4 protein-coding genes are annotated in these 6,000 nt (G+C 33.9%); 3 read left to right on the top strand and 1 reads right to left on the bottom strand.

The window, feature by feature from the left end; all coding sequences use genetic code 11:
* Nucleotides 1–724: 724 nt before the first annotated feature.
* Nucleotides 725–1,300: a TetR/AcrR family transcriptional regulator gene (locus tag NEH74_RS04565; protein ID WP_055245097.1), complete on the bottom strand. Its 576-nt coding sequence runs from the start codon at nucleotides 1,298–1,300 to the stop codon at nucleotides 725–727.
* Nucleotides 1,301–1,455: 155 nt separating this feature from the next.
* On the opposite strand from NEH74_RS04565, the gene NEH74_RS04560 reads away from it, so the two are divergent.
* The 3 genes from NEH74_RS04560 to NEH74_RS04550 all read left to right on the top strand — a co-directional run bounded on the left by NEH74_RS04560 (nucleotide 1,456) and on the right by NEH74_RS04550 (nucleotide 5,937).
* The gene (locus tag NEH74_RS04560) at nucleotides 1,456–2,160 is read left to right on the top strand and encodes an ABC transporter ATP-binding protein (RefSeq protein WP_055245095.1); all 705 of its coding nucleotides are present in this window, start codon (nucleotides 1,456–1,458) and stop codon (nucleotides 2,158–2,160) included.
* Between the two features lie 2 nt (nucleotides 2,161–2,162).
* A complete protein-coding gene (locus NEH74_RS04555; protein ID WP_070099791.1) occupies nucleotides 2,163–5,405 on the top strand; it encodes an FtsX-like permease family protein in 3,243 nt (1,080 codons plus the stop codon).
* 265 nt (nucleotides 5,406–5,670) lie between these two features.
* The gene (locus NEH74_RS04550) at nucleotides 5,671–5,937 is read left to right on the top strand and encodes a hypothetical protein (RefSeq protein WP_055245092.1); all 267 of its coding nucleotides are present in this window, start codon (nucleotides 5,671–5,673) and stop codon (nucleotides 5,935–5,937) included.
* Nucleotides 5,938–6,000 lie beyond the last annotated feature (63 nt).

The raw sequence follows: 6,000 nt of genomic DNA, 5'->3' as shown, positions 1-6,000 counted from the left end.
TAAATCTTACAAATAGGTAAAATATTCACGAGAGCTACATATCATTAACAAAAACACCAAGAAACGGAATTCGTTTACTTGGTGGCTGAATAGTTACAAATGAACTATAACTAAATTTTTTTCTTTAAAAATTTAAAGAGAGGGGGAAAATAAAAACCTGATGAATTCATCAGGTTTTTATTTTATTATTTAACAGCAGTCATGTGTGCAATGACTTCGATGACTTGAGGTGTAATATAGAATAAAGCTGTTCCAATTACTAATCCTTTTGCTGCATCTTTTAACATTTGAATTTGTTTCATTTCAAATTCCTCCTTTGGTGTTTTTAATTAACCCCAAAGGTTTTACAGGCCTTCTTCCTATAAAACGCATATTGCGTTTAAACAAGAAAAATAAACAGAGCCTAGTGGCCGCGTTTTCTCATTAAGGTGAGAAATTAGCCTTCATATTGGTTTCTGTGAAGAGTTTTATCTCATCATTTATGTTTGCAATCTGAGCTCTATTTATGAAAAAGCGCTCGTAATTAACTTATATGGTAATTACTTTCTTTTTGTGAATGCTTCGGCGATCATCATTACCGACGATGATCTTAACAACACATAAAGAACAGTACGTGGAAATTGTTCTTTTCCTTCAACCTCGAAACATTCCTTGTCTTAACGCAAGGGGTTGAGTGAATAGAATATCATGTTTTGATAGATTAAACAATATAAAAAATGAAAAATTATAATTTGGCTAAAATAGAAATTCCATCCATGATGAAATGATCAATCATGGTTGCCATTTCAGTTGAACTCATATCCATTCCATTATTAAACCACTGTTCAGTTACCCCTAAAACACCATTTAAAACGAATGATAAAAAGTAACAGTAATGAGGACGTGAAGTGTCCTTATAAATCATATTCATTAAATCAAGTCCCATTGTTTTAATTAAATATTGAAGTTTATTGAGAAAAATTCCTTCTGATTGTGAGTGTAATAAAACTTCAAATAAGTCACGGTTATCTTCAATATATGAGAATAATTCATCTAATAATTCATAACAGGATGGCATATTGATTTTGCATCGATAATCTAGCATCATCTCTTCAATGGCTTGTAATGTTTCGTCTTCAATTTTAGAAAGGAGATCGTAGATATCAACATAATGTAAATAAAAGGTTCCTCGATTTAAGTCTGCTCGTTCTGTGATATCTTTAACGGTGATATCTTTAAATGGTTTTTCGTGCATCAACTCAATTAAGCTTTGTTTAATTAATTGCTTTGTGCGACGTACACGGCGATCTTCTAATTTCATGCTTCAATCCTTCCTCCCAATAATATTAATCAACAGATTCTGCCTTATTGTTGATTAATCGGCACGAAAATGAACATTGAGTATTGTATCTCACTTTGAAGTCCATCATAATAGAGTTAATGATAAAAGTCAATCAACAAAGAGGAGTGGGTGAGATGAAGAACTATATTACTTTTAAAGATGTAAAGAAAGTTTATAAGATGGGCGAGGTTGAGATTGAAGCCTTAAGTGGTGTTAATTTTTCAATCGATAAAGGTGAATTCGTCGTTGTTGCTGGAGCCAGCGGAGCCGGTAAAAGTACGGTACTTAATATTTTAGGTGGAATGGACACTGCAAGTAGTGGGACAATTTCAGTCGGTGGGAATGAGATAAGTAATTATAATAATAAAGAGTTAATCACTTATCGTCGTCATGATATTGGATTCGTTTTTCAGTTCTATAACTTAGTTCAAAACTTAACCGCGATTGAGAATGTCGAGTTAGCAACACAAATTTGTGAAAATCCATTAGATGTGCATGAAGTATTAGAAGCAGTTGGGCTTGGTCATCGTAAAAATAATTTCCCCGCACAAATGTCAGGTGGAGAACAACAACGTGTCGCAATTGCACGGGCACTCGCTAAAAATCCAAAATTATTACTGTGTGATGAACCAACAGGTGCATTAGACTATAATACCGGGAAAGCAATTTTGAAATTATTACAGGATACATGTCGTAATATGGGGATGACCGTTGTGATGATTACCCATAACTTAGCCATCGCACCAATGGGAGATAAAGTAATCCATGTTCGAAATGGAAAAGTCTCAAGTATTGAAATCAATGAAAATCCAACTCCAGTCGAAAGGATTGAGTGGTAATCATGAGTAAGAGTTTAACAAAAGATACCATTCGTGATATTAAGAAATCGATAGGTCGTTTCTTATCTATTCTCATGATTTGTGCCTTAGGGGTTGCCTTTTTCGTGGGAATTAAATCATCACCGCTATCTATGGAAAAGACGGTTGATCAATATTATGATGACTATAATATGATGGATTTAAGACTTGTTTCAACCTTTGGTTTTACACAAGAAGATGTCAATGCCCTTGCCAAGTTAGAAGGAATTGAAGGGATTTTTCCAACTTATTCACAAGATGTATTAACGAACTATCATAATCAAGAGTTAGTTTTAAAAGTTCATGCATTGCCAATTGACTTAAGTTTAGATGATCCGAATTATATTAATCAAGTCCGTGTCATTGAAGGGCGACTACCTGAGAAATCAGGAGAGGCGGTTGTTGAACGGAATGCCTATTTTGAATCAATCGAGATTGGTTCAACCATTACCCTTGAATCAGGAACAGACACAGCATTAAGTGATAACTTGAAAACAACAGAATATACCGTTGTCGGAATTGTTGAGACGCCCTATTATTTATCATTTGATAAAGGAAGTACGACAATCGGAAATGGTGAGATCTCAAGTTTCATTATGATTCCACAGGAAGATTTTAAATTAGATATTTATACTGAAATCTTTGTCACAGCAAGTGATGTTTTATCGCTTGATACATTTAGTAAGAGATATGAGGAGGCGCTGAAACCACTTATTTCTTCCATTGAAACATTAGCAGATACGCAAACTCAAAAACGTTACGATGAAGTTATTACTGAGGCTAATGAGGAATTAGATAAAAATCGTCAAGAATATGAAGAGAAAAAATCAGAGGCTTTAGAACAATTACAAAAAGCTGCTTATGAGTTAGAGGAAGCTAAAACAACGATTGAGTCAGGAAAATCGGAACTTACTTTAAAGAAAGCAGAATTTGAACAAACCATTGCTGACGCTAAAAAACAAATTGCCAATGGAGAAGCGGAGTTAACAAAAGGTGAAGCTGAATTTAATCAAGCTTATAATGAGTTTTATGCCAATAAAGAGAGTGCTTGGGCAAAAATTGAGGAAGCCAAACAAGAAATTAGTCAACGTGAAGAACAATTAAATCAATTAAAAACAGCTATAGATCAAATGAAAGCTAGTTTAGAAAGTCCGATGCTCACAGAAGAACAAAAGGCTGGTATTCAGGCTCAATTAACGCCACTTGAAGAACAGTATCAAAGTGGAATAACTGCGTTAGCAGCTGGAAAAGCAGAGCTTGAGCAAAATGAACAAGCTTTAATTAACGGGGAACAACAGTTGTTGACAACGAAGCAAACACTTGTGGCTTCTCGTCAGGAATTAAATACGCAAAAAGCTAATCTTGAAGATGAAATAGCTAAAGCGAATCAACAATTTGACAAGGCTGAAGCGGAGCTTACCAAAGGAGAAGCTGACTTAGCTGAAGGTCAGAAACAGTATGAGGAAGCTAAAGCAGAGGCTGAGTCAGGATTTGCCGAAGCTGAAGAAAAGTTAGCCGATGCCAAGCAACAGATTCAAGATATCGCTTCTCCTGAATGGTATGTTTTAGACCGTAATAAACATTATTCCTTTGTTGATTATAAAGGAGCAGCTGAAAGTATCCATGCTATTTCTCAAGTGTTTCCAGTTTTCTTCTTTATGGTTGCTGCGCTCGTTTGTTTAACAACGATGACACGAATGGTTGATGAGCAACGAATGAATATTGGAACGTTAAAAGCATTAGGATATGGTAAGTGGAAAATTGCTTCTAAGTTTTTAATTTATGCTGGTTTAGCAAGTTTAACCGGAAGTATCATTGGAGCAGTTGTTGGAAACTATGTTTTTCCAACTGTTGTAATTGATGCGTATTCAATGATGTATGTGTTACCAGAAACGATTATTGTCTTTAGTTGGTCACTTATTTTAACAGCATTGTTAATTGCAGTTGGAGTCACAACCTTATCAGCTTATTTTGCTGTCAATTCAGAACTTGTTGAAACCCCATCTATCTTAATGAGGCCAAAAGCTCCAAAAGAGGGGAAACGTATTTTACTTGAACGTATTCCATTTATTTGGAATCGCCTGAGCTTTATTGGAAAGGTAACGGTTCGAAATATTTTCCGTTATAAAAAACGTTTCTTTATGACAGTGTTTGGAATTGCAGGATGTACAGCTCTATTATTAACAGGATTTGGTCTAAAAGACTCGATTCGTACGATTGTGGATAAACAATTTGGAACGTTATTCCTATATGATATGACATTAACGTTTAATCGTGAAAGTACGGAAGAGGATCAAGCTAATGTAGTAAGCTCTTTAAACAAGGATGAACGCATTGTCGGGTCACTTTTAACAACGAGTGAAAATGGTAAACTATTGGCCAACGATGAAGAAAAAGATATTACGATTTTTATTCCTGAGAATTTGGATGACTTAAGTCAGTTTATTCATTTCCAAAATCGTAAAACAGCGATGGATTTTAGTTTAACTGATGAAGGAGCTATTTTGACAGAAAAGATAGCCAAACAGTTAAATGTTAAAGTTGGCGATCACATTACACTTGAAAATGCTGATGGAAAAAAAGTCGAGGTTTTAATTTCAGGAATTACTGAGAACTATATTTCTCATTACATTTATTTATCAAAATCATATTATGAGCAATTATTTGATAAACAATTAAGCTTTAATCAGTTAGTTGCTATTTCTTCTCTAGAGGATGAGGCTATACAATCTGATCTTTCAAGTGAGCTAATGGCTTTAGAGGAAGTCAGCGGTATTAGTTGGGTTTCAACGTTAAAATCAAGCTTTAATGATATGATTCACAACTTGAACTACGTCATTATCTTATTGATTGTCTCAGCTGGAGCTTTAGCTTTTGTCGTATTATACAACTTAACGAATGTCAACATTTCTGAGCGTATGCGCGAAATTGCCACAATTAAAGTGTTAGGATTTTATGATAATGAAGTATCTGCTTATATTTATCGTGAGAACATTATTTTAACCTTAATTGGAACGTTCGTTGGGCTTGGATTAGGGGTGTTGCTACATCTATTTGTTATGACAACAGTTGAAATGGATATGATGATGTTTGGTCGCCAAATTCGTGGATTAAGTTATGTGTATGCAGCGGGATTAACCTTTGTATTTGCTGCACTTGTTAACTTCGCGATGTATTATAAATTAAAACGAGTAGAAATGGTTGAGTCCCTAAAATCAGTGGATTAATTGAATAAGAAAGAGAGCTTATAAAAATATAGGCTCTCTTTTTTATGCCGACTAATTTTATCGAACTATTTTGCCGGTATATAATACAATTTATCTGTTTTTGGAAAGAAAACGTATTAAATCCAATTGATTGTAGTTTTATCAGCATAATTGTTTATTAAGAACATAAACTTTTCATATAAACAGACAAAGGGATAGTTAATAGAATGATAATAAATAGTGTCATTTAATTCTAAAGGTAAATTGAAGAACAGGGGCGATAAAAGTGAAAATCTGCTATTTAGTAGTAAAAAATAATCAAATGTTAGAAGTTGATCAGAAAAAGATTACAGCAACTATTCTTGCTATGGTGAGTCTTGCCATTCCTAAACCAAATTCTATTGTCATTAGGGTAACTATGCCACCGATACCAAACGTCGACATAAAGGCATTAATTCAAGCGATTATTCAGGTTAAATATCCTCAATTGCTTAATATATACTTCACTAAAATTAGAAAAGATCATGAGCTTTTAAAGCTAGATTTTATTTAGTATTAAATATAGTTAGGTGACTAAATCAGCAAAGACTGTATGATTAACATTTAATTTTGCGTA

Origin of the sequence: Turicibacter sp. GALT-G1 (genome assembly GCF_025594995.1) — a bacterium.
Lineage (GTDB): Bacteria > Bacillota_I > Bacilli_A > MOL361 > Turicibacteraceae > Turicibacter > Turicibacter bilis.
This window is presented reverse-complemented; position numbering and strand designations above follow the sequence as displayed.